Genomic DNA, 20,593 nt, shown 5'->3' on the forward strand with positions numbered 1-20,593 from the left:
GATGCAGCACGCCGACTCGCTGAACGCGAGCCTTGCGCTGTCGTCGGCCTCGCGTTCGGTCTCGTCGAAGCGTCTGTCGCTTCCCTGTTGTTGCTGAGCGGTCGCTGACCCCCTCGTTCCCGGAATGCGGGGCAGGTGATGGTCGCCACCGCACCCTCGGAAACCTGCGAGCAGCAGTCACCCCTGCCGACCTCGCCTGAGCCAATCATCAACCAGGGAGCCAGCCATGACCCACCACCTCGAGCAGTTCGGGAGCTGTTGTTGTCGTCCCCACGACACCCCAGCCACCCAACTCTCGAAAGGTCCGTCATGTCTCTTCTCGCCCAACTCACCACCGTCCGGGCCGGCCACGGCCCCAGCCCCGTGCTGAACGGACTCACCCTCGACGTCGTCGCGGGGCAGCAGCTCGTCCTCTTCGCACCCGAGGGCGCGGCTGCTGCCTCGGCCGTGCTGCGCGTGCTCAGCGAGCAGCTCCCGGCCGCCAGCGGCACCGTCACCTTCCCCGGCGGACGCCCCCGCACCTCCGTCGCCGGCCAGGCCCCGCTGCTGTTCGACTGGCTCACCGTGGCCGAGAACGTCGAGCTCGGACGACGCTTCCGCGCCCCGGCGCTCGACCATGCCGACGAGGCGCTCGCACTGCTCGGCCTCACCCACCTGCGCGCGGCCCACCGCCACGACCTGACCGACGACCAGGCCCGCCACGCCTCGCTCGCCCGCGCGCTGTCGTCGCTGCCCGACCTGGTGCTGCTCGACAACCCGTTCGCCGGACTCGACGCCCCGACACGCTGGGCTGCCCGCCGCTGGCTGCGCGACGTGCTGGTCAATGACAGGCTGACCAGCGTGATCGTCACCGACGACCTGAACGAGGCGCTGGCCCTGGCCGACCGCATCGTCGTGCTCGCCGCCGACGGACGAGTGCTCGACACCCTCACCCCCGCCCCACAGGAGCTGCTCAGTGCCTGAACCCACCACCCCCGCCATCCCGCGCCCCGACCCCAAGGACCCGATCAGGGTCGTGGTGGTCTCGGCCGGGCTCAGCGAGGTCAGCTCCACCACCCGGTTGGGGCAGTTCGTCGCCGACGAGACCTGTCGCCAGGTGCGCGCCCGCGACCAACGCTGCGAGATCGTCCACATCGAACTGCGCCACATCGCGCTGGCGGTCACCCAGACGCTCATCAGCGGACAGGTCGCTCCCGAGGTGGCTGCCGCCCACGAACAGATCGCCCGCGCCGACGCCATGGTGGCCGCCACCCCCACGATCAACGCCTCGTTCTCGGGGCTGCTCAAGAGCTTCTTCGACACCCTGCCCGTCGACCTGCTGCGCGGACTGCCGACCGTGATCGCCGCCACCGGCGGCACCCAGCGACACACGCTGGTGCTCGACTCCGCGGTGCGCCCGATGCTGGCCTACCTGCGCGCGGTCGTGCTGTCGTCGGCACTGTTCGTCACCGCGGACGAGTGGGAGGGCACCGCCCCGTCACAGGAACTGGCCGAGCGGATCAGCGCCGCCGCGACCGAACTGATCCACTACGCCTGGGCCGCCCGGGTGGGCACCTTCGCCATCTGAGGGGTCGTCCGGACTGGCGGGTGCACCGACCTCAAGCCAGCAGTCGGAAGTTGTTCCACCCCGAACCGATCAGCCGTGCGCTCGACCATGCCCCACCACTGAGCTGTTGGGTGACCATGACTCAGCAGTAGGAATCGCCACCCCGCCCCGGGCCACGACTGCTCGTCCAACTAGGGTCGGACGCGAATCTCGCCGCTCGGCGAGGTCACGCACACGAAGGACTCCAGAATGCGAATCGGCATTCCGAAGGAATCGCGCAGCGGTGAGACCAGGGTCGCGGCCACCCCCAAGACCGTGACCAGCTTGACGAAACTCGGTTACGCCGTGGTGATCGAGACAGGCGCAGGCAAGGTTGCCGCCTTCGACGACGCGGCGTACGCCGAGGCAGGTGCGGTCATCGTCGACCGCGCCGAGGTCTGGGCCAGCGACATCGTCCTGAAGATCAATGCGCCCGATTCCGACGAACTCCCCCTCACCCATCGCGGGCAGACCGTCATCAGCCTGATGTCTCCCCGCACCGACCCCGCGTTCATCGAGCAACTCCAGGCCCACGGCCTGACCGGCCTGGCCATGGACGCCGTACCTCGCATCTCGCGTGCCCAGTCGCTCGACGTGCTCTCGTCCATGGCCAACATCGGCGGCTACCGCGCCGTCATCGAGGCCGCGCACGAGTTCGGCAGCCTGTTCACCGGACAGGTCACCGCCGCCGGCAAGGTGCCTCCGGCCACCGTGCTGGTGATCGGCGCCGGTGTGGCCGGCCTGGCCGCCATCGGCACCGCCCGCTCGCTCGGAGCCATCGTCCGCGCCTTCGACGCCCGATCAGAGGTCGCCGAACAGGTCGAGTCGATGGGTGCCGACTTCTTGCACATCGACGCCGAGGACACCGGCCCTTCGGCCGACGGCTACGCGCGTGAGACCACCGACGACTTCAATGCCAAGGCCGCAGCGCTCTACGCCGAGCAGGTCAAGGAAGTCGACATCATCATCACCACCGCCCTGATTCCCGGACGACCAGCCCCCCGGCTGATCACCGAAGAGATGGTGGCCTCGATGAAGCCCGGCTCGGTCGTGGTCGACATGGCCGCCGGCTCCGGCGGCAACGTCGCCGGCTCACGCGCCGACGAGAAGGTGCTCACCGACAACGACGTCACCATCCTCGGCTACACCGATCTGCCCGGACGCCTGCCCACCCAGGCGTCCCAACTGTTCGGCACCAACCTGGTCAACCTGATGGCGTTGCTCACCCCGGGCAAGGACGGGCAACTCGTCCTCGACATGGACGACCCGGTGCAGCGCGGCATGACCGTCACCCGCGACGGCGACCTGCTGTGGCCACCGCCCCCGGTGCAGGTCTCGGCCGCGCCCGCGGTCGTCCAGCCGGCAGTCACGCCCGCCGTGCCGACCAGGCCGACCCGCGATCCGGGACGCACCCGCGCCATCGCGCTCGGCGTCGGTGGGGTGCTGTTCCTGCTGCTCTCGCTGGTCTCACCGCCGGCGTTCCTGAGCCACATGATGGTGTTCGTGCTGGCCGTGGTGATCGGCTACTACGTCATCGGCAACGTGCACCACGCCCTGCACACACCCCTGATGAGCGTCACCAACGCGATCAGCGGCATCATCCTGGTCGGGGCGCTGCTGCAGGTCTCGCCCGGCGACTGGGCGCTGACCATCGTCGCCGCCGTCGCCATCCTCGTCGCCAGTATCAACGTCTTCGGCGGCTTCACCGTCACAGCGCGCATGCTGCAGATGTTCCAGAAGGGTGATCAGCGATGATCCCGGTCAGCCTCGTGCAGGGCAGCTACGTGGTGGCCGGCCTGCTGTTCATCCTCTCGCTCGCCGGACTCAACAAGCACGAGTCGGCCCGTGCCGGTAACCGTTTCGGCATCATCGGCATGGCGTTGGCCCTTGTCATCACCGTGGCCGCCGCAGCCATGGGCACCAAGGCCACCACCGGCGAGGTGTCGATCACCGCCAAGGGCTCCGGCTGGATCGGCCTGGCGATCATGCTGGCCGCCATGGCCATCGGCGCGGGCATCGGCATCGCCAAGGCACGCAAGGTCGAGATGACCGGCATGCCCGAACTGATCGCCATGCTGCACAGCTTCGTCGGTCTGGCCGCGGTGCTGGTCGGCTGGAACTCCTGGTACACCGGCGGCACCCACGACAAGGTGCACAACGCCGAGGTCTTCATCGGCGTGTTCGTCGGTGCGGTCACCTTCACCGGATCACTGGTCGCCTACGGCAAGCTCTCGGGCAAGCTCAAGTCGCGTCCGGTCATGCTGCCGGCCCACAACGCGATCAACGGCGGCATCTTGGTCGCCTTCTCGGTCATGACCGTGGTCTTCGTCTACCAGCCGATTCGTCCGCTGCTGATCGTCATGACCGTGCTGGCGCTGCTGCTGGGCTGGCACCTGGTCTCGGCCATCGGCGGCGGTGACATGCCGGTCGTGGTCTCGATGCTCAACTCCTACTCCGGGTGGGCCGCAGCCGCAGCCGGCTTCATGCTCAGCAACGACCTGCTGATCATCACCGGCGCACTGGTCGGCTCATCGGGTGCCTACCTGAGCTGGATCATGTGCAAGGCGATGAACCGCTCGTTCCTGTCGGTGATCGCCGGCGGCTTCGGCTCCGACGGCAACGTCGTCGGACAGGCCCGTGACTACGGTGAGCACACCGAGATCAACGCAGTCGCAGTGGCCGACCTGCTGCGCAACGCGTCGTCGGTGGTGATCACCCCCGGCTACGGCATGGCGGTCGCCCAGGCCCAGTACCCGGTCGCCGACCTGACCAGCAAGCTGCGCGCCCAGGGCGTCAACGTCCGCTTCGGCATCCACCCGGTCGCCGGACGGCTGCCCGGGCACATGAACGTGCTGCTCGCCGAGGCCAAGGTGCCCTACGACATCGTGCTCGAGATGGACGAGATCAACGACGACCTGCCCGAGACCGACGTCGTGCTCGTGATCGGCGCCAACGACACCGTCAACCCGGCCGCGATCGACGAGCCCGACTCGCCCATCGCCGGCATGCCCGTGCTGCACGCGTGGGAGGCCAAGGACGTGGTGGTTTTCAAGCGCTCGATGGCCACCGGCTACGCCGGCGTGCAGAACCCGCTGTTCTTCAAGGAGAACACCAAGATGCTGTTCGGCGATGCCAAGGAGCGGGTCGAGGACATCATCCGGGCGCTCTGAGTTGCCCCGACAGGCCCCGCCCGATGCCTCGCGCGGGCGGGGTGGGGTCTTGGCGCTTGCCCGTGCGAGCCGCCTGCGCTGTATAGGGTGGTCACATGCGCGTCGCCGTCGGAGGATCGACCGGGCTGATCGGCTCGGCCCTCACCCAGCACCTGCGCCGCACCGGGCACGAGGTCGTCCGGCTGGTGCGTCGCGAACCGCACTCGCCTGACGAGCGCCGCTGGCACCTGTCAGAGCAACGCAGGGAGATCGAGGGCGGTCTGGCCGACGTCGACGCTGTCGTCAACCTCGCCGGCGCCGGCATCGCCAACGCCCGCTGGACGAGGTCGCGCAAGCGCGAACTTGTCGACTCTCGGCTGCGCCCGACCCAGACCATCGCCGCGGCCCTGGCCGAAGCCCCGCGCTGCCGGACCTTCCTGTCAGGATCGGCGATCGGCGTCTACGGCGACCGTGGCCCCGAGCAGTTGGACGAGCAGTCGTCGGCCGGGCATGGATTCCTGGCCGATCTCGTCCGCGACTGGGAGGCAGCCGCCGTCGAGTTGTCCCCGACCGACACCCGGGTCGTGCTGCTGCGCACCGGTCACGTGCTGGCTGGTCAGGGCGGCATCTTGGGCAAGCAGAAGCTGATCTACGAACTCGGGCTCGGCGGCCCGATCGGCGACGGAGGCCAGTGGGTGAGCTGGATCTCGCTGGCCGACCACGTCGCCGCGATGACCCACCTGCTGACCAGGGACGACCTCTGCGGACCGGTCAACATGGTCGGCCCGAATCCGGTCACCAACCTCGAGTTCACCCGCGCCTTCGCCCGGGCGATGCACCGCCCGGCCAAGTTGCCGCTGCCACTGCCGGTCGCGCGGGCGGTGTTCACCTCAGAGATGGTGGACGACGCGATGCTCGCCTCGCAGCGGGTGCGGCCCAAGGTGCTGATCGAGAGCGGCTTCGACTTCGGACACCGCACGGTCAACGACGCCATGCGGGCTGCGCTGGACTGACCGCTCTCAGGCCTGCGGTGTGGCCTCGGTGCCGCGCGGACGACGGATCCACCCGTCACGGATGCCGGGCACGAATCCGGCCAGCAGCGCACCGAAGAACCCCGCCGGCAGACCGTAGGCGGCCACCCCGGCGGTGGCGCTCTCGGCTGCCGCACCGACCAGCAACACCAGACTGAGGACCAGGCTCGACAACAACCCCAGCGTCGCCACGATCGCCAACGTGGTGGCCAACCCCTTGCCGAGCAGGCGGGCAGCGCCCAGCAACAACCCGGCGGCGGTCACCACCGCCAGCGACGCCATGATCACGAAGTAGGTCTGCACACCGTCGCTGGCCTCACCGAACAGCAGGTGGGGGGCGCCGAACTGGATCAGGGTCGGTCCACTCATCCAGTGGGTGTTCTCCATGATGATCATCGGCATCACCAACGAGGCGATCAGCAGTGCGGCGCTGACCAGCAGCACCGCCAGCGAGGGCAGGGTGGTCTGCGCGCTGGGCAACTTCTTCGGTGGCTTGGGCGGCATCATCCACGGCGGACGACTGCCCGGCGGCCACGGACCCGGGGTCCAGGGCTGGCCGGGGGGCAGCGGGGGTCGTCCCACGGGTGGCGGAGTTGGCGGCGGGGCGGGACGCATCGGCGGCCCGGGCGTGCCGGGAGGAGGTGCCTGGCCAGGTGCCCCGGAAGGTCGCGGCGGTCCGGGCGGGCCGGTCCAGCCGGGAGGTGGGGCCTGCGTCATGGCCCCATTGTGCCGCGCCTGGGCTCAGCGCATGTCGACGGTCAGGTCGGCCAGTGCTCGGGGACGATGCCATTGCCAGTGCCAGGCCTCTTGCGCAGCCCAGTGCTGCCACCACGGCCGGAAGCCCTCACCGTCACGGTCGAGCGCGCGGGTGCGGCGGCTGGTCGCGTCCAGGTCGCACCACACGGTAGCGGTCGCCAGCGCACGGTTGGCCGGGGTGATCGCGCCACAGCCCTCGACCAGGATCGCACCGTCGGGCAGGTCGACCCAGTCACCGACCCGGCCCCGGTCCCAGTCCCAGGTGGGGTGGGCACGTCGTCCGGTCAGCATGCCGGGCACCATCAGCGACGCCGCCGACAACCCTGACCAGCCCGGATAGACCCGGTCGAGCGACACCACGGTGATCGGTGTGCCCTGCTGGGCCATCGCCGCGGCGAGGTCATGGGAGAGGCTGGTCTTGCCCGACCCGGAGCCCCCGTCGAGCAGGATGCGTGGGTGGTCGCCCGTCGGGGTCAGCGCGAGCAGGGCTTCGGCGAGGGCCTCGGTGTCGCGGGGCAGCGTGGTCGGCACCGGGGTCACCCCGTGATCCACAGCGTGTCGAACACGATCGCTGCCATGACAGCCCCGGCCGCCAGCAGCAGCGTGACCAGCATCGCGATCGCATCCGCCCCGGTCAGCCGGGACGAGCGTGCCCACGTGCGCTGGTTGCCGCCGAAGCCGCGGGCCTCCATCGAGGTGGCGAGGCTGGTGCCGCGGCGCAGGGCCTGGACGAGCAGCCCGAACGCCATCGACGCCCAGCGGCGCAGCCGGCCCTGGTCACCCAGGCCGCGGGCGCGGCGGGCCTGGCCGAGGGCGCGCCAGTCGTCCACGAACAACCCGACCATGCGCACACCGGCGAGGGTGCCGAGCACGAACCGGGCCGGCAGCTTGAGGATCTGGGCCAGCGCATCGGCCAGGTCGGTCGGGTCGAGGCTGCCCATCAGGGCGATCGCAGGCAGGGCCAGGGCGAACACCCGCACCAGCACGGCACCGGCGAGTGCCAGTGACTGGTCGCTGACCACGATCACGCCCCAGTCCAGGTGCACCCGGCCACCGGGCTTGCCGTAGAGCGCCATCGACAGGGCGCCGATCGGCGCGACCAGGAAGATCGGCAGCAGGCGTCGCAGCAACTGGGGCAGCTTCACCCCGAGCAGCAGCACCCCGAGCAGTTCGCCGAGCAGCACGATCGCGGCTGACAGCCAGTCGATGGTGATCACCAGCGGCACCAGCATCACCAGGCCGATGGCGACCCGGGTGAGTGGGTTGAGCCGGTCGAGCAGACGAGTCGGTGGCGACTGGGACGGGGCCAGGCCGACGTGGGCGCTGGTCATCGGGGCGCCCCTGCCCTGCCCGGGGTGGTGGCCTCGTCGTCGTGGCGGTCTGGTCCGCCGGTCAGCGCGATCCGGTGCTGGGCGAGCACCGACAGGTAGGCCTGGTCGTGGGTCACCGAGACCACGGCGCGGCCCTCGTCCACGCTGGCCCTGACCAGCCGGACCAACTCGGCCCAAGTGTTGCGGTCCTGGCCGAAGGTCGGTTCGTCGAGCAGGATCACCGCCGGCTGGGTGGCCAGCACCGTGCCAACTGAGAGGCGCCGCTTCTCGCCACCGGACAGGGTGAACGGGTTGGCCCGGGCGAGTCTGGTCAGGTGAAGCACCTCGAGCAGTTCGTCGGTGCGGGCGGTGACCTCGGCCGTCGGGGTGCCCAGGGCCCGCAGGCCGACGGCGATCTCGTCGGCGACCGTGGCGGCAACGAACTGGTGCTCTGGTTGCTGGAAGACCGTGCCGATGCGGGTGAGCAGATCGCGCGAGCGCCAGGTGATCGGGTGCGGTGGGCTGACCCGGCGCATCAGCGAGCGTCGGGCGGCCGGTGGGCGGATCGCCGGGGCGGCGATGACCTCACCGGACAACGGCTCGAGGAGCCCGGCCAGAGTCAGGGCGAGCGTGGACTTACCCACCCCGTTGGGGCCGGTGACCACGGTCGAGGTGGCGGCGGGGATCGTCAGGTCGAGGTGGCGCTGCACCGGGTGCTGTGCGTGGCGTCCGATGGTGAGGTCGGCGGTGGTGAGCAGGCGTTCGTGATGGTTTCGTGCCACGGGATCGGCGAAATCGGCCGAATCGGGCGCTGTGGGGTGATCGCGTGGCACGAAACCATCACCGTCGACCGGCAGGGGCGCTCCCGGCACCCACACCCCGGCCTCGAGCAGCGCGTCGCGGTGCCGGTGGAACACCTCGAGGGGTGGTCCGTCGGCGAGCAGGCCACCGTCTCGAGCGAGCACCACCACCCGGTCGACCAGGTCGGCCCACACCTGCACCCGGTGCTCGACCACGATCAGGGTGGTGCGGCGGTCGGCCACCAGGCGCCCGACCGCGCCACGGACCTCGTCGATGCCCTCGGGGTCGAGGTTTGCGGTCGGTTCGTCCAGCAGCAGCACCTCGGCGTGCATCGCGATCGCCCCGGCCAGGGCAAGACGCTGCTTCTGGCCACCCGACAGCGCGCTGGTCGGGCGATTGAGGGCGACATCGAGTCCGACAGCCTCGAGTGACTCGCTCACCCGGGGCCAGATCTGGTCTGGCGGCACCTGCAGGTTCTCCAGGCCGAAGGCGACGTCGTCGCCGACACGGTGCAGCACCACCGCCGCCTCCGGGTCCTGCTGGACCAGGGCCACCAGACCCTTCTGCCGGGTGGGGTGCTTGCCCTTGACCAGCATGGTGCCGGTCGACTCGCCCTCGTCGGCCGAGCCGAGTACCCCGGCGAGCGCGGGCAAGCGGGTGGACTTGCCAGAGCCAGACGCTCCGAGCAACAGCACGCGCTCGCCGGGGTCGATGGTGAGGTCGAGGTTGCGCACCGCCCAGGCCTTGCGGCCGGCATGGCGCCAGCCCCAGGACTCGGCGGTGATCATCGGCTCAGACCAGGTCGTCGCTGGTGCGGCCGGAGGCGAAGCGGTTCAGCGCTCCGGTGCCGGCCAGTGCCTTGGTCAGCAGCCAGCCGACCAGCCCGGCCAGCAGCGCTCCCGACACGATCAGGCAGCCCAGGTAGATGCTGTTGAAGGCGGCGGACTTGGCGCGGTTGCCGAAGAGCAGGAACTCGTTGAACCAGGCCCCGACACCAGCGGCAGCGCCTGCGGCCAGGGCGACCGGCAGGGTGAAGCGACGGTAGAGCAGTGCCAGGAAGATGAGTTCGGCGCCGAGTCCCTGGAACAGGCCCGAGATCACGGTCGTCCAGCCCCACTGGTTGCCGATCAGCGCCGAGACGATCGCGGCGATCACCTCGACCAGGATGGCGGCGCCGGGCTTGCGGATGATCAGCCCGCCCAGCACGCCGCCGAGCAGCCAGACGCCGACGACCAGCCCGCCGATGCCGGGGGTGGCGGCGTCCAATGTGGCGAACAGCGAGCCGCCGACGTAGTTCCAGCCCCAGAAGATCAGTCCGATCGCGACGCCCAGGACGGCGGCGACGACGATGTCGACCACTCGCCATCCCTTGTGGGTGGCCGGTGTGGTCTCGTCGGTGTGGTCTGTGGTGTGCACGGCGCGAACGCCGTTGGTGGTGGCCATGTGCCCCTCCTCGAAATGGGCACGGGTGCGCGTCGACCCTCGACGCACAAGAGCATCTCCCTGCGCTGGCATGACCCAGATCAGGTTCGACGGTCGAAGGCGGCAGCCTTCCTCTCAGTCCGTTCCCGGACTCCCGTGTATCTGCCGACGAGTGTAGCCCGGTCAGCCGATGGTTGACCGGATCTGGATCGCGGCGAGCACGTTGTCGACCAGGGTGTCGAGCGCGACGGTTCGGTAACGGAGCACGAGCCACCCGTCGAGAACCAGCAGGTTCTGACGAGTGTCGTCTCGGGCCAGGTCGGCGGGGGAGGAGTGGTGGCCCTGGCCGTCGAGCTCAATCGCGATCTTGAGTTCGGGGAAGGCGATGTCGATGAAGAACAGTTCCCCGACGATCCAGACCGGATGGTTGGCCTGCCACTGGTCAAGGCCAGCCGTGTGCAGCAGGTCGTGGGCCTCGAGCTCAAGAGGCGACCACGGTCCCTTCCGGCTCTGGTTGAGCATCTGCCGCAGGGCTTGGTGCCCAGCGGCGGGTTTGAGCAGGTCGAAGGCGTCACGAAGCTGCTCGATCGTGGTGACCTGGCGGCGAAGCGCCTCCCAGATCGGTCGCGTTCCCTGGTGGCGGGCCATGTCGAGCGTCGACAGCTCAGCCCCGGCCACCGCCAGGTCTCCGTGGAACTGACGAAGATCCGTTGGGGCCTGGCTGCGATCGGCGCTGAGCCATCTGGGGCTGTGGGTGCGCACGCCGGAGACCTGCACCTGGCTGGCTGCCAGTTCGGGCCACCAGGTGAGGGTGGCCGCTGTGGCGCCCCTGACCACCGCAACGGGATGTCTGGCGGTCACGGCAGCGCAGCGCAGGTCGAGGGTTTCGGGCTGGTCGTGGTGCCGGGCCACGCCGGGCGTCATCGGAACCAGCGCTCTGGCGCGTACGAGGTTGTCGAATCGGATGGGATCGCGGCGCCTGAGCACCAGACGAGGGTCGAGTGTGATGGGAGCTGACACACCACACTGTGGGCGGGCGCGGTGCGTGGCGCGCCAACCAGTTGTGACTCTGTGGACAGCCGGCGCGGCCACACCAGCCTGTGGACAACGGAAGGTTGATGGTTTCGTGCCACGCGATCGTCCAAATCGCCCGAAATCGGGGTGTATCGCCAATCGCGTGGCACGAAACCATCACAGATGACCGAAGAGGTGGCTCGCGAAGCGCCGGAGCCCACCAGACTGTGGTGCATGGCGACCACCAACGCCGCCGAGACTCTCGCCCAGTCGATTCGTGCCGACCTCGCAGCGTCCGGCAACCCGGAACGCGCCGGAGGCCAGCAGCGCTACATGAAGTCGGCGATGCCCTACCACGGCGTCACCACGCCTGAGCTGAAGAAGATCCTGCGGCCGCACCTGGCCGGCTTCCGGCCCGGCAGCCGCCAGGAGTGGCAGGCGGCGGTGCTGGCCCTGTGGGACGACGCAACCCACCGGGAAGAGCGTTACGCGGCACTGGCCCTGGCCCGCCACCGCAGTGCTCGGCAGTGGCACGACGTCGAGAGCCTGCCGCTGTTTCGCCACCTGGTCGTCACCGGCGCCTGGTGGGACCTGGTCGACGAGACCGCATCGCACCTGGTCGGAGCGGTGTTGCGTGACCACCGCGACGAGGCGACACCGATCATGCGGGCCTGGGCAACAGACCCCGACCTGTGGGTGCGGCGCACCGCGGTGCTCAGCCAGCTGACCCACAAGGAGCAGACCGACACCGGGCTGCTGCACCAGGCGATCGAGGCGAACCTCGACGACCAGAGCTTCTGGCTGCGCAAGGCCATCGGTTGGGCGCTGCGCCAGTACGCGAGGGTCGATCCGGACTGGGTGCGGGCCGAGGTCGACGGCTCGGGAGACCGGCTCTCCGGGCTCAGTCGACGCGAGGCGATCAAGCACCTGTGACGGTCATTGGTGAGACGACCCCGCAGGCGTAGCGTGGTCGCCGTGAACCATCCGATCGAGATCCACGGCCTGGTCAAGACGTTCGGTCGTACCCGGGCCCTCGACGGCCTCGACCTGGTCGTCGAACAGGGTCAGGTGCACGGGTTCCTCGGCCCCAACGGCGCCGGCAAGTCCACCACCATCCGGGCCATGCTCGGTCAGATCGGCACCGATGCCGGCACCGTGGCGGTCTTCGGCCAGGACCCCTGGAAGGACACCGTCGAGGTGCACCGGCGGCTGGCCGCGGTGCCCGGCGAGGTCTCGCTGTGGCCCAACCTCACCGGCGGCGAGACCATCGACCTGCTGCTGCGGCTGCGCGGGATCAGACCCGACACCACCCGCCGTGCCGAGCTGCTCGAACGCTTCGACCTCGACCCCACCAAGAAGGGCCGCGCCTACTCCAAGGGCAACCGGCAGAAGGTCGTCCTCGTCGCCGCGTTCTGTGCCCCCACCGACCTGCTCGTGCTGGACGAGCCCACCGCCGGCCTCGACCCGCTCATGGAGCAGGTCTTCAACGAGTGCCTGGCTGAGCACCGTGCCCAGGGCACCACTGTGCTGCTGTCGAGCCACATCCTCAGCGAGGTGGAACGGCTCGCCGACCACGTCACCATCATCCGCAACGGCCGGGTGGTCGAGACCGGAACCCTCGAGAGCCTGCGTCACCTGCGACGCCACCACGTCCGGGCCCAGGTCGCGGCCGAGTTGCCCCGCGACCTGCCGGGCGTCCACGACCTCGTCCAAGACCCCGATGGAGTCACCTGCACCGTCGACCCCGAAGGCCTGCCCCGGCTGCTGGCGGCGCTCCAGCAGGCCGGTGTGTCCGCGCTGACCTGCACCCCGCCCTCGCTGGAGGAGTTGTTCATCGACGCCTATCGCGAGCCCGACCCCAGCCCCACTGGTGGGCGGGCATGAGCCAGACCACGGGCACAGCGGCACTGCTGCGGGCGGCCCTGCGCCGCGACCGCGTGCTGCTACCGGTCTGGGTGCTGGCACTGTCGTCGATGGTGGCGGTCTCGGCCGCCGCGATGGAGGGTCTCTACGCCTCGGCGGCCGACCGGGTGATCGCGTCGCGGGTGATCAACACCAGTCCGGCGCTGGTCGCCCTGTACGGGCCCATCCTCAACGAGGACAGCATGGGCGAGTTGGCGATGAGCAAGATGACGGTGATGTACGCCGTGTTCGTGATGGGCATGGCGCTGGTCATCGTCCGACGCCACACCCGCACCGAGGAGGAGAGCGGACGCGCCGAACTGGTCGGCACCACCCTGGTCGGACGAGCCGCCCCACTCCGGGCGGCGCTGCTCGAGGGCGTACTGGCGTCGGTGCTGGTCGGTGCGCTCGGGGCACTCGGCAACATCGCCTTCGGCCTCGAGGTGCCCGGGTCGGTCGCCTTCGGGCTCAGCTGGGTGGGTGCCGGCCTGGTCGGCACTGGCATCGCTGCTGTCTGCTGCCAGTTGTCGGCGAGCACCCGCACCTGTGGCGGCATCGCCATGGCTGTGATCGCCGCGCTGTTCCTGCTGCGAGCCGTGGGCGACATCGGCCCGGACGCCCTCGGCTGGCTCTCGCCCCTGGGGTGGGGAACGCGCCTGGACGCCTGGGGCCAGACCCGGTGGTGGGTGTTGGTGCTGTACCTCGTGCTGGCGGTCGGGTTGGTGGTTCTTGCCCACGTGCTGTTCGGACGACGCGACCTCGGCAGCGGGTTGCTCGCCGAGCGTGCCGGGTCGCCCGACGGCCGGGTGGGGACGATCCCGGGCCTGGTCTGGCGGCTCAACCGCGGGCTCAGCCTGTGGTGGGTGGTGGCCACGGTGCTGTGGGGTGCCCTGTTCGGTTCGGTCGCCCCACACATTGGCGGCCTGTTCGACTCCCCGGGGGGACGCGAGGTGCTCGAGGCCCTCGGCGGCCGCGGCAAGGTCGAAGAGGTGATGCTCGCGGCGCTGATGGCGATCATGGCGGCCTTCCTGACCGGGTACGCCCTGCAGGTGGTCGTCCATGCCGGACACGAGGAGACCGACGGACGAACCCCCGCCGTGCACGCCGCGCACGGGTCGAGGGCGCAGCTGTTCTGGTCGGTGGTGGCCCTGGCCATGGGTGGTCTGGTGGTGCTCGCGGTCTGCTACGCGGTCGGCTCGTCGTTGGGCTATGGCAGCCAGTCGGGAGGGGTGTGGTCGGCGCTGCGCGAACAGGTGCCCGCGGCTCTGGTACACCTGCCGGCGATGTGGGTGGTGGCGGCGGTGGCGGTACTGGCCGGGGCGGTCAGGGCTCGCTGGGCCTGGCTCGGATGGGTCGTGCTGGGCGTGGTGGTCACCATCGGTGAACTCGGACCGGTGCTCAAGCTGCCCGGGTGGGTGGTGAAGATCTCGCCCTACCAGCACGTGGCTGCGGTGCCGGTCGAGCCGGTGAGTTGGCCCAGCGAAGCAGGGCTGGTCGCAGTCGCCGCGGTGCTGCTCGGGGGGGCGGGGTGGAGGTACCGGGCCCGGGACCTCGGCGGACTTCCCGCTTCCCGCTTCCCGCGGGCCGCGGGGACGAGGCTCAGAGGGTGACGACCCCGTCGGACTCGTGGGCCAGGCCGTCGTCCAACAAGCCCTTCAGACTGCGCTCGGCCTGGTCGCGGTCGCGTGGCCACAGGGCCAGCAACTCCTCGGTCGACCAGCCGCCGACGCCGTCGCGCAGGGCCTGCAGCAGCGTGCCGCGGCACTGGCGGTCGGTGCCCTCCCAGGCCTGGCCGCGCCGGGGACGCGCCGTCGGGTCGTCCGCGTGCCGGGGACGACCAGCCGCCAGCCAGGCGCACTTACCGACTACCGGACACTCGCCACAGCGCGGTGACCGGGCTGTGCACACCAACGCTCCCAGTTCCATCGAGGCCACCGACCACCGGGCCGCGCGGGCCTCGTCGGCGGGAAGGTGGCTTTCAGCCAGGTCACGCTCAGCGCGCGTCGGTGAGCTGTCGGGGTACTCCCGGCCGGACGCGACCCTGGCCAGCACTCGCCGCACGTTGGTGTCGAGCACCACCTGGCGCTGTCCGAAGGCGAAGCTCGCCACCGCCGCAGCCGTGTAGTCGCCCACACCGGGCAGGGCACGCAGGTCGTCCAGCGACGAGGGCACCTGCCCGTCGTGCCGCTCGACCATCGCGACAGCGGCCTGGTGCAGGCGAAGCGCCCGTCGCGGGTAGCCCAGTCGTCCCCAGGCTGCGACCGCGGACGACGACGGCTCCGAGGCCAGCGCCTCGGGGGTCGGCCAACGCTCCATCCACACCTGCCACGGCTGCAGCACCCGGGCCACCGGCGTCTGCTGCAGCATGAACTCGCTGACCATGACTCCCCACGGAGTGCGGCTGGGGCGCCGCCACGGCAGGTCGCGGGCGTGCTCGTCGTACCAGTCGAGCACCGCATCGACCACCTGTGAGGGGTCAGGCTGCGGCATGGGGTGGCCCTTCGGCTGGTCGCGGCGTGGTGACAGCGCCCGGTCGGGGCACTCGTCCTAGCATGCCCCCATGAGTGCGCTGTGGCATCCAGTCGGGCCCGAGCCTGAACGCACGTACTGGATCCGGCGCGCCATCGTGGTGCTCGCGCTGCTCCTGGTGCTCGCCTTGTTGGTCTGGCTGGTTCAGGCCGCCCTCGGCGGTCGCACCCCCGCCACCACTCCCGCGCTGCCCAGTGCGAGCCAGGCGGTCCCCGGGGGATCTGCCACCGTCGTGGACGACTCGACCGCCTCGGGTACGCCGACTCCGGCCGAGGCCGACGGGAGTTCCACTCCCGAGACCAGCGCGACCTCGTCCGAGGCCAGCCCGACGCCCACGCCTGCCTCGAGCCCGCCGTCGCCGCGTCCCACGCCAACGCCCACACCCACGCCCACCGGTCCGGTCGCCTGCGATCCTGCGGCACTCGACCTGTCGATCACCGGCGCGCGCCGGGTCACCCCGGGCAGGAACACCACCTTCACGATCACCGGTGTCAACCGCTCATCGACCACCTGCGTGCTCAGCTTCGCCCAGACGCCGTTCGAGCTGCGCATCCACTCGGGCACCGACCGCATCTGGTCGAGCAACGACTGCGGGCAGTGGCGCGCCAGGGGCACTATCACCCTGGCCCCGGGCAAGGCCTGGACCTGGCGTCCGATCTGGCCGGCGAAGCGCTCGGCGGCCGACTGCACGCTCACCGACGACGTGCTCAGGTCTGGCACCTACGTGGCCAACGCCGACCTCACCGGCGCCGACACCAAGCAGTTCGTCTTCCAGGTCAGCGGCTGAGGCCGACCCGGATCCTGGTCAGCGGGTGAGCGCCTGCTCGGCCAACCGCAACAGTCCTTCGCGGATGCTGCGCGCTCGCTGGTCGCCGATGCCCTCGACCTCTCGCAGTTCGGCCACGCTGGCGCTGAACAGGGCCTGGATCGACCCGAAGTGCTCGAGCAGCCGCTGGCCCAGGCTGAGCGGCAGCCGTGGGATCGAGGCCAACTGCCGGTAGCCGCGGCTGACCAGCCTGGTCTCGAGGTGGTCCGAGGCCGGGAAGCCGAACGCCTGGGCCACGTCGAGCACGTCGAACAACTCGTGGGCCGACAACTCGTCCAGTCGGTGCAGCCCGAACGCCAACTCGTCGGCGTCGGCAGGGCGGTAGTCGACGGCCAGTTCGAGGGCGAGTTCCTCCAGGCCGAGTGAGTGCTCCATCAACTGCATCTGCAGCAGGCGTCCGTCGGTGCCCAACTTGGTGACGTAGTCGTCGATCTCGACCTCGAGGCGGCGCATCATCTCGATGCGCTGCACCAACAGGGCGACATCGCGCAGAGTAACCTGGTCGGCGACCTCGAGCCCGTTGAGAGCCGCGGTCAGCTCGACCACGCGGCTGCCGTAGCTGACCAGCGTGGCCAGGGCCTGGTTGGCGCGCGAGAGCAGTTGTTCGGGGCGCTCGACCTGGTAGCGGTCGCCCTCGAGGAACAGCGCGATCGTCGACATCGAGGCTGACACCGTGACCACGGGCAGCCCGGTCTGCTGGGCGACCCGGTCGGCGCTGCGGTGCCGGGTGCCGGTCTCGACCGTGGGCAGGGTGCCGTCGGGGACGAAGTGCACCCCGGCCTGGACGATGCGGCGCAGGTCGCTCGACAACACGATGCCGCCGTCGAGCTTGGACAACTCACGCAGCGCGGTCGGGGTGAAGTCGACGTCGAGGGTGAAACCACCCGACGACACCTGCTGCACAGCCTTGGTGTTGCCCAACACGATCAGCGCGCCGGTGCGGCCGTGGACGATCCGCTCGAGCCCGTCGCGCATCGCGGTGCCCGGCGCCAACAACGCCTGGTAACGGCGCAGTCGGGCCAGGTGGTCGTGGTCGTGGGGCACGGGTCCAGTCTAGGAGCCCCGTCTCAGGTCGAGCACCCCGAGGGCATCGGCGACCGAGGCCACCTCGACCACCTTCAGTCCGTGCATGCTGGGCACCTTCTGGGTGCGATCGCGTGAATTGGCCGGGACGATCGCCAGTTCGAAGCCCAACCGGGCCGCCTCGCCCACGCGGCGTTCCAGGCCGGGCACCCGGCGCAGGTCGCCGGCCAGGCCGATCTCGCCGAGCGCCACCACCCGCTGCGGGAAGTTGCGGTCGACGGTCGCCGAGGCCACCGCGATCGCCACCGCCAGGTCGACGCTGGGGTCGGTCACCCGGGCGCCGCCGACTGTCGAGACATAGACATCGCGGCTCGACAAGGGGATTCGTGCCTTGCGTTCGAGCACGGCCAGCACCAGCGCGATCCTCGAACTGTCCAGCCCGTGGGTCGTGCGTCGCGGTGACGTCTGGTTGGCCGACGGCGCGACCAGCGCCTGGATCTCGGCCAGCAGCGGACGTCGTCCCTCCATGGTGACCGTGACGCACGTGCCGGGCACCTGCTCGGTGTGGTGGCTGGTGAACAGCCCTGACGGGTCGGGCACCTCGACGATGCCGGAGTCGCCCATCTCGAAGCAGCCAACCTCGTCGGCGGGTCCGTAGCGGTTCTTGGTGGCCCGCACCATCCGGAAGCCCGAGTGCCTGTCGCCCTCGAAGGCGAGCACCACGTCGACCAGGTGCTCGAGCAGACGGGGGCCGGCGATCGAGCCGTCCTTGGTGACGTGGCCGATGATCACCACCGCCATGCCGCGACGCTTGGCCACGCGCACCAGGGCGCCGGTGACCTCCCTGACCTGGGTCACCCCGCCGGGTGAGCCATCGGCCTCGGTCGTCCCGATGGTCTGCACCGAGTCGATCACCAGCAGGGTGGGGGAGACCTCTTCGATGTGGCCGAGCACGGTCGACAGGTCGGTCTCGGCCGCCAGGTACAGCTCGTCGGCGAGCGCCCCGGTGCGTCCGGCCCGAAGCCGCACCTGGGGTGCGGACTCCTCGCCGGTGACATAGAGCGTGCGTTGCCCGGACTTCGCCCAGCGTGCCGCCACCTCGAGCAGCAGGGTCGACTTGCCCACGCCGGGTTCGCCGGCCAGCAGGGCCACCACCCCGGGGACGAGACCACCCCCCAGCACCCGGTCGAGTTCGGAGATGCCGGTCAGTCGACGATCGGCCTGCCCGGCAGGCACCTCGCTGATCGGGACGGCCTTGGTCGCGGGGACCGTGCTGTCGACGTGCTGCAACTTCGGGGCGCCCTTGGCGACCACCGAACCCCAGGCCTGGCACTCACCGCAGCGCCCCACCCAGCGCACGGTCGTCCACCCGCACTCGGTGCAGTGGAACGCCTCACCCGACTTCGCCCTCGCCATGGCGACGAGCCTACGGGGCGGCGCTGACAAGTCAGACTCACGGTCCGGGTGGGGCTGTGGACGAACGCCCAGGTGGGACGAAGGCCCCAGATCAGGACGAACGCCCAGGGACGGCGAACGCCCGGGGACGAACCGCTCAGATACGGACGGCGCCGCGTCCGGGCACCTCGAAGGTGACCGCGTCGAGGCCGGGCTGGCCGTTGGGGGCGCTGAAGTGCACGGTGACGCCGTCGACGTCGTCGCCGACCTCGGCGCCGAGCCACTCCTCGATGCGTGGACGGCTGCCCGAGATGTCGATCTGGCTGACCTTGATGTCACCGCCGAGGGCGCTGGGCAGCAGCTCGGCCGGCGAGGTCCAGCGCATGAAGTAGGGCAGCTGCGGATCGGCCATGGTGCCGCGGATGCCGATCTGCTCCCACTCGAGCAGGCGTCCGTCGGGGAAGTGGCGCGAGCCCGGCACGGCCTTGCGCTCGAGGCGGCTCTCGTAGGGGGTCAGGTCGTCCACCGAGATGACCCAGCCGAGCCAGCCACCGCCGGCGTTCTGGCGGGCGCGCACGGCCTGCCCGAAGACAGCCTTCTCGGCGGCCGGGTGGTCGAGAACCTCGACGACCTCGAGGTAGCGGGCGTCCGCCAGCGGAAGGATGTGGTTGCGGGTGCCGAACCTGGGGTGGAACCCCCCGTCGCGGAAGCGTTGCCCGAGCTGCTCGCTCAGCGCGTCCACAGTGGCCTTCAGACCCTCGGGGCGGGCAGCGAAGATCAGATGGTCGACATGCATGAACCCATCATGGCCCCCCCACCTACGGGGGACGAAATCGGCCCGGGTCGTCCCACCGCGTTCTGGGTGGCCGCCAGCACGGCGCCGGACGGCGAAGTACGTTGGTGGGGTGCACATGCCAAGTCCGTCCGGGTCGGGATCGAAGGTCCTGTTGTCGACCAGCTCGGTCTACCCGGAGTCGACGGCCAGCGGGTTCGAGTTGGCGGCCCGGCTGGGCTATGACGGTGTGGAGCTGATGGTCGGCATCGACCCGGTCGCCGCCGACGTGGACTACGTCGAGAAGCTGCGCGACTACCACCAGGTCGCCGTCCTCGGCGTGCACGCACCGTGCCTGCTGGTCACCCAGGGCACCTGGGGCAACGATCCGTGGGACAAGCTGCAGCGATCGGGTGAGGCAGCGCGCCGACTGGGAGCCGACGTGGTCGTCGTCCACCCGCCGTTCAGGTGGCAGCGCGAGTACGCCCGCGGCTTCATCGACGGCATCGCCCGGCTGAACGCCGAGTTCGACGACGTCGACTTCGCGGTCGAGAACATGTACCCGTGGCGCACTCCGGCCGGCTTGTTCCAGGCCTACCTGCCCGGCTGGGACCCCACCGAACTCGACTACGAGCACCTCACCCTCGACCTGTCGCACGCGGCCACCGCCCGCGCCAACTCGCGCGAACTGGCCCGCGAGTGGGGGACGAGGCTTCGCCACCTGCACCTGACCGACGGGCAGGGCTCGATGAAGGACGAACACCTGATGCCCGGCGAGGGCAACCAGCAAGCCTTCGAGTTGCTCGAAGACCTGCGCGAGGCCGACTTCAACGGCCACACCGTGCTCGAGGTGAATTCGCGCAAGGCCGGCAGCCGCGCCACCCGCGAACTGCTGCTCGGACAGGCCCTGATCGAGATCCGCCGACGGCTCGGCCAGCCCGTCGACGAGGTCACCATCTCTTGCGTGGCCGAGGCCCAGCAGCAGATCGCCGCCGGTGGCGACACCCCACCCGACCCCGCAGAGGTGAGCGACCCGCTGCGCCCCACCCACCTGTGACCCGCACCCCTGCCCCACCCT

20 protein-coding genes and 1 riboswitch are annotated in these 20,593 nt (G+C 70.3%); of the genes, 10 read left to right on the forward strand and 10 right to left on the reverse strand.

The genetic code is table 11. The features are described from left to right. The first annotated feature begins 309 nt into the window (after window positions 1-309). From IE660_RS13770 to IE660_RS13790, 5 genes are all read left to right on the forward strand, one after another. A complete protein-coding gene (locus tag IE660_RS13770; protein ID WP_203568953.1) occupies window positions 310-963 on the forward strand; it encodes an ATP-binding cassette domain-containing protein in 654 nt (217 codons plus the stop codon). Further along, on the forward strand, window positions 956-1,567 hold the full coding sequence (locus tag IE660_RS13775; protein WP_203568954.1) for a CE1759 family FMN reductase: 612 nt from the start codon (window positions 956-958) through the stop codon (window positions 1,565-1,567). Before IE660_RS13770 ends, IE660_RS13775 begins: the two co-directional genes overlap by 8 nt. A 228-nt stretch (window positions 1,568-1,795) precedes the next feature. Continuing rightward, a complete protein-coding gene (locus IE660_RS13780) occupies window positions 1,796-3,340 on the forward strand; it encodes a Re/Si-specific NAD(P)(+) transhydrogenase subunit alpha (RefSeq protein WP_203568955.1) in 1,545 nt (514 codons plus the stop codon). Beyond that, on the forward strand, window positions 3,337-4,755 hold the full coding sequence (pntB, locus tag IE660_RS13785) for a Re/Si-specific NAD(P)(+) transhydrogenase subunit beta (RefSeq protein WP_203568956.1): 1,419 nt from the start codon (window positions 3,337-3,339) through the stop codon (window positions 4,753-4,755). The genes IE660_RS13780 and pntB overlap by 4 nt, the downstream gene beginning before the upstream one ends. A gap of 95 nt (window positions 4,756-4,850) precedes the next feature. After that, a complete protein-coding gene (locus tag IE660_RS13790; RefSeq protein WP_203568957.1) occupies window positions 4,851-5,747 on the forward strand; it encodes a TIGR01777 family oxidoreductase in 897 nt (298 codons plus the stop codon). Window positions 5,748-5,753: 6 nt separating this feature from the next. Here the strand turns inward: IE660_RS13790 and IE660_RS13795 are convergent, their stop codons facing one another. The 6 genes from IE660_RS13795 to IE660_RS13820 form a co-directional block, all read right to left on the reverse strand. Continuing rightward, entirely contained in the window at window positions 5,754-6,347 is a 594-nt protein-coding gene (locus tag IE660_RS13795) for a hypothetical protein (RefSeq protein ID WP_203568958.1), read from the reverse strand. Window positions 6,348-6,506: 159 nt separating this feature from the next. After that, entirely contained in the window at window positions 6,507-7,061 is a 555-nt protein-coding gene (locus IE660_RS13800; protein WP_203568959.1) for a nucleoside/nucleotide kinase family protein, read from the reverse strand. Then, window positions 7,058-7,852: an energy-coupling factor transporter transmembrane component T family protein gene (locus IE660_RS13805; protein WP_203568960.1), complete on the reverse strand. Its 795-nt coding sequence runs from the start codon at window positions 7,850-7,852 to the stop codon at window positions 7,058-7,060. The genes IE660_RS13800 and IE660_RS13805 overlap by 4 nt, the downstream gene beginning before the upstream one ends. After that, a complete protein-coding gene (locus tag IE660_RS16230; RefSeq protein ID WP_203568961.1) occupies window positions 7,849-9,420 on the reverse strand; it encodes an ABC transporter ATP-binding protein in 1,572 nt (523 codons plus the stop codon). Before IE660_RS16230 ends, IE660_RS13805 begins: the two co-directional genes overlap by 4 nt. A gap of 4 nt (window positions 9,421-9,424) precedes the next feature. Further along, window positions 9,425-10,075, reverse strand: a complete 651-nt coding sequence (locus IE660_RS13815; protein WP_203568962.1) for an ECF transporter S component — start codon at window positions 10,073-10,075, stop codon at window positions 9,425-9,427. Window positions 10,076-10,115: 40 nt separating this feature from the next. After that, a riboswitch (TPP riboswitch) is annotated at window positions 10,116-10,222 on the reverse strand. A gap of 15 nt (window positions 10,223-10,237) precedes the next feature. Next, the gene (locus IE660_RS13820; RefSeq protein ID WP_203568963.1) at window positions 10,238-10,978 is read right to left on the reverse strand and encodes an endonuclease domain-containing protein; all 741 of its coding nucleotides are present in this window, start codon (window positions 10,976-10,978) and stop codon (window positions 10,238-10,240) included. A gap of 324 nt (window positions 10,979-11,302) precedes the next feature. Here IE660_RS13820 and IE660_RS13825 point away from each other — a divergent pair, with 324 nt between their 5' ends. Genes IE660_RS13825 through IE660_RS13835 form a run of 3 tightly spaced genes read left to right on the forward strand, consistent with a single transcriptional unit; the run spans window position 11,303 to window position 14,580 of the window. Continuing rightward, window positions 11,303-12,001, forward strand: coding sequence for a DNA alkylation repair protein (locus IE660_RS13825; protein ID WP_203568964.1), 699 nt, complete (start codon window positions 11,303-11,305; stop codon window positions 11,999-12,001). A gap of 42 nt (window positions 12,002-12,043) precedes the next feature. Beyond that, window positions 12,044-12,952 (forward strand): ABC transporter ATP-binding protein, encoded by a 909-nt coding sequence (locus IE660_RS13830; protein ID WP_328701965.1) that lies wholly within the window; start codon window positions 12,044-12,046, stop codon window positions 12,950-12,952. After that, on the forward strand, window positions 12,949-14,580 hold the full coding sequence (locus tag IE660_RS13835; protein ID WP_203568965.1) for an ABC transporter permease: 1,632 nt from the start codon (window positions 12,949-12,951) through the stop codon (window positions 14,578-14,580). Before IE660_RS13830 ends, IE660_RS13835 begins: the two co-directional genes overlap by 4 nt. On the opposite strand, the gene IE660_RS13840 is transcribed toward IE660_RS13835, so the two are convergent. Beyond that, window positions 14,570-15,460 (reverse strand): HhH-GPD family protein, encoded by an 891-nt coding sequence (locus IE660_RS13840; protein ID WP_203568966.1) that lies wholly within the window; start codon window positions 15,458-15,460, stop codon window positions 14,570-14,572. The genes IE660_RS13835 and IE660_RS13840 overlap by 11 nt on opposite strands. Before the next feature lie 70 nt (window positions 15,461-15,530). Between IE660_RS13840 and IE660_RS13845 the strand changes: the two genes are divergently transcribed. Continuing rightward, window positions 15,531-16,286 carry a hypothetical protein gene (locus IE660_RS13845; RefSeq protein ID WP_203568967.1) on the forward strand — a complete coding sequence of 252 codons (756 nt, stop codon included), beginning with the start codon at window positions 15,531-15,533 and terminating at the stop codon, window positions 16,284-16,286. A gap of 18 nt (window positions 16,287-16,304) precedes the next feature. Here the strand turns inward: IE660_RS13845 and disA are convergent, their stop codons facing one another. The 3 genes from disA to IE660_RS13860 all read right to left on the reverse strand — a co-directional run bounded on the left by disA (window position 16,305) and on the right by IE660_RS13860 (window position 19,539). Then, on the reverse strand, window positions 16,305-17,369 hold the full coding sequence (gene disA / locus IE660_RS13850; RefSeq protein ID WP_328701966.1) for a DNA integrity scanning diadenylate cyclase DisA: 1,065 nt from the start codon (window positions 17,367-17,369) through the stop codon (window positions 16,305-16,307). Between the two features lie 9 nt (window positions 17,370-17,378). Next, window positions 17,379-18,764: a DNA repair protein RadA gene (gene radA, locus IE660_RS13855; RefSeq protein WP_203568968.1), complete on the reverse strand. Its 1,386-nt coding sequence runs from the start codon at window positions 18,762-18,764 to the stop codon at window positions 17,379-17,381. Between the two features lie 136 nt (window positions 18,765-18,900). Further along, window positions 18,901-19,539, reverse strand: coding sequence for a VOC family protein (locus IE660_RS13860; RefSeq protein WP_203568969.1), 639 nt, complete (start codon window positions 19,537-19,539; stop codon window positions 18,901-18,903). Between the two features lie 115 nt (window positions 19,540-19,654). Here IE660_RS13860 and IE660_RS13865 point away from each other — a divergent pair, with 115 nt between their 5' ends. Continuing rightward, window positions 19,655-20,572, forward strand: a complete 918-nt coding sequence (locus IE660_RS13865) for a sugar phosphate isomerase/epimerase family protein (RefSeq protein ID WP_203568970.1) — start codon at window positions 19,655-19,657, stop codon at window positions 20,570-20,572. The last annotated feature ends 21 nt before the right edge of the window (window positions 20,573-20,593 follow it).

Origin of the sequence: Aestuariimicrobium ganziense (genome assembly GCF_015352975.1) — a bacterium.
GTDB lineage: Bacteria > Actinomycetota > Actinomycetes > Propionibacteriales > Propionibacteriaceae > Aestuariimicrobium > Aestuariimicrobium ganziense.

What these genes read in the sequence shown, in the direction of transcription:
- IE660_RS13770 (WP_203568953.1), top strand. Translation starts at nt 310, where the DNA reads ATGTCTCTTCTCGCCCAACTCACCACCGTCCGGGCCGGCCACGGCCCC.
- IE660_RS13780 (WP_203568955.1), top strand. Translation starts at nt 1,796, where the DNA reads ATGCGAATCGGCATTCCGAAGGAATCGCGCAGCGGTGAGACCAGGGTC.
- pntB (WP_203568956.1), top strand. Translation starts at nt 3,337, where the DNA reads ATGATCCCGGTCAGCCTCGTGCAGGGCAGCTACGTGGTGGCCGGCCTG.
- IE660_RS13790 (WP_203568957.1), top strand. Translation starts at nt 4,851, where the DNA reads ATGCGCGTCGCCGTCGGAGGATCGACCGGGCTGATCGGCTCGGCCCTC.
- IE660_RS13805 (WP_203568960.1), bottom strand. Translation starts at nt 7,852, where the DNA reads ATGACCAGCGCCCACGTCGGCCTGGCCCCGTCCCAGTCGCCACCGACT.
- IE660_RS16230 (WP_203568961.1), bottom strand. Translation starts at nt 9,420, where the DNA reads ATGATCACCGCCGAGTCCTGGGGCTGGCGCCATGCCGGCCGCAAGGCC.
- IE660_RS13815 (WP_203568962.1), bottom strand. Translation starts at nt 10,075, where the DNA reads ATGGCCACCACCAACGGCGTTCGCGCCGTGCACACCACAGACCACACC.
- IE660_RS13820 (WP_203568963.1), bottom strand. Translation starts at nt 10,978, where the DNA reads ATGACGCCCGGCGTGGCCCGGCACCACGACCAGCCCGAAACCCTCGAC.
- IE660_RS13825 (WP_203568964.1), top strand. Translation starts at nt 11,303, where the DNA reads ATGGCGACCACCAACGCCGCCGAGACTCTCGCCCAGTCGATTCGTGCC.
- IE660_RS13835 (WP_203568965.1), top strand. Translation starts at nt 12,949, where the DNA reads ATGAGCCAGACCACGGGCACAGCGGCACTGCTGCGGGCGGCCCTGCGC.
- IE660_RS13840 (WP_203568966.1), bottom strand. Translation starts at nt 15,460, where the DNA reads ATGCCGCAGCCTGACCCCTCACAGGTGGTCGATGCGGTGCTCGACTGG.
- IE660_RS13845 (WP_203568967.1), top strand. Translation starts at nt 15,531, where the DNA reads ATGAGTGCGCTGTGGCATCCAGTCGGGCCCGAGCCTGAACGCACGTAC.
- radA (WP_203568968.1), bottom strand. Translation starts at nt 18,764, where the DNA reads ATGGCGAGGGCGAAGTCGGGTGAGGCGTTCCACTGCACCGAGTGCGGG.
- IE660_RS13860 (WP_203568969.1), bottom strand. Translation starts at nt 19,539, where the DNA reads ATGCATGTCGACCATCTGATCTTCGCTGCCCGCCCCGAGGGTCTGAAG.
- IE660_RS13865 (WP_203568970.1), top strand. Translation starts at nt 19,655, where the DNA reads ATGCCAAGTCCGTCCGGGTCGGGATCGAAGGTCCTGTTGTCGACCAGC.